General features: G+C 41.4%; 2 protein-coding genes. Both read left to right on the top strand.

The genetic code is table 11. The features are described from left to right. Positions 1-99 precede the first annotated feature (99 nt). The gene (locus tag FJ444_RS21240; RefSeq protein WP_140961947.1) at positions 100-450 is read left to right on the top strand and encodes a hypothetical protein; all 351 of its coding nucleotides are present in this window, start codon (positions 100-102) and stop codon (positions 448-450) included. Positions 451-977: 527 nt separating this feature from the next. Further along, on the top strand, positions 978-1,397 hold the full coding sequence (locus FJ444_RS21230) for a hypothetical protein (RefSeq protein ID WP_181405271.1): 420 nt from the start codon (positions 978-980) through the stop codon (positions 1,395-1,397). Positions 1,398-1,470: the final 73 nt, after the last annotated feature.

Here is a 1,470-nt window from a genome sequence, read left to right as displayed (position 1 = left end):
GCGGGCTGGGACACAAACAGGCAGGCGGCTTCGCCATTGTAGCCTGCCTGTTTGTGCCCCATATTTAGGCGTTATGTTTACCCTAGGAATTAGGCATTAATGAGTATTAAAACGGCGCGATTTCCATTTGTTGGACTGAGCATTTTATTTGTCGTACTCCTAATTCAAAAGCCATTGCAGGAAGCCATATATAACACTCTGTATGCAACTTATTTCGTTTTTTCTTTTCTCTTTTTCATGTCACTGGCTCTAGGCCAATACACAAAGACGGCAGTACAAAAAAACAGGTTAATGGTGCTGTTTCCTGTTTATTCAGTACTTTTTGTTATTTATTGGCTTTCTCAAAATTGGCATCAAGGGCGAGTAAATTTTATATTGGTTACACCTATTGTTTGCGGATTACTGTTGGCGTTTATGCTAAAAATACAACTGCGATTTTTAGGCAAGTAAACATAACAAACGCATTAACACTCGCTGCGCTCGCTAGGGACAAAAACACGTAGGCTCCCTGCGCTTCGCTTGGTATTGTAGCCTACGTGTTTTTGCCCGTTATGCGAGTGTTATACGCCGATTCGGGCTAGCTGTTTTAAGGCTTCAAAGGATTAGATTTTAAGCTGGTTAGGGTGGTTCGCTATGCAGTTTTTAAGCCCACCATTTTCAGTTTTATCAGCAGCTTTATCATCGCGGCTTTAGATGTTCAGTAACGCCAACAGTCAGCATTCCAGGTCGTTTATAGAATCCAATTGGCATCTGGTATTTTGTAGGTTGTTGTTTTAAGGTAATTCAAGGTGTTATGCGTTACTGGCAATGTCAGCAGGTTGTGGCGGCAAGCCGCGACAGCTCGGTGCTCGCACGTATAACAATCGTTTCAAGTCGCGCGCGGTGCGCGCTGGGACAAAAACATGTAGGCTGCTTCGCATTATAGCCTACATGTTTTTGCCCCTTAAACGGGGTGTTATACGCTATGAGTATCAAGGATGGAAATGCAGCTTAAAACACCAAAATATCTTCTCGTTACTCAAGAGTTAGGGTTTAAATTACCATTAGCTTGGTGCTTATCGGCTCTTACAATTGGCATTCTTATTCAAGAAATAGCAGCAGCAATCTTCATTTCCAGTGCGTCGTTATTCCTAGTTTGGCTTACCAGCAAACTTGCCAGCTTTTTCTTCAGTTTCCAAGAACACAGCGGCATTTTAAAAAATCATATTTACGATAACGTTTTAAAAGCAATTTGGTTTGTCTCTCTATTCGGCCTCTTAATTAATTTCTTTAAATCCCTGCTGTTTAACGTTGGTAGTGAAGCATTTTTGGGCTGCGTATTTTCTATAGTTTATTTCGGGTTTATGCTTTCAGCATCAAATCGTTGGGGTATGCACTTCGTTGAAAAACGCGTATAACACATATGAGCCTCCGGGCTGTCAATGAAAAAAGATAGCCCCTTGACCACTATTTCAAGATCAATATTTAGCC

Source organism: Aestuariibacter sp. GS-14 (genome assembly GCF_006494365.1).
In the GTDB taxonomy this organism is placed as follows: Bacteria; Pseudomonadota; Gammaproteobacteria; order Enterobacterales; family Alteromonadaceae; genus Alteromonas; species Alteromonas mangrovi.
This window is presented reverse-complemented; position numbering and strand designations above follow the sequence as displayed.

Coding starts and splice junctions, on each gene's coding strand:
- FJ444_RS21240 (WP_140961947.1), top strand. CDS start 100: ATGAGTATTAAAACGGCGCGATTTCCATTTGTTGGACTGAGCATTTTA.
- FJ444_RS21230 (WP_181405271.1), top strand. CDS start 978: ATGGAAATGCAGCTTAAAACACCAAAATATCTTCTCGTTACTCAAGAG.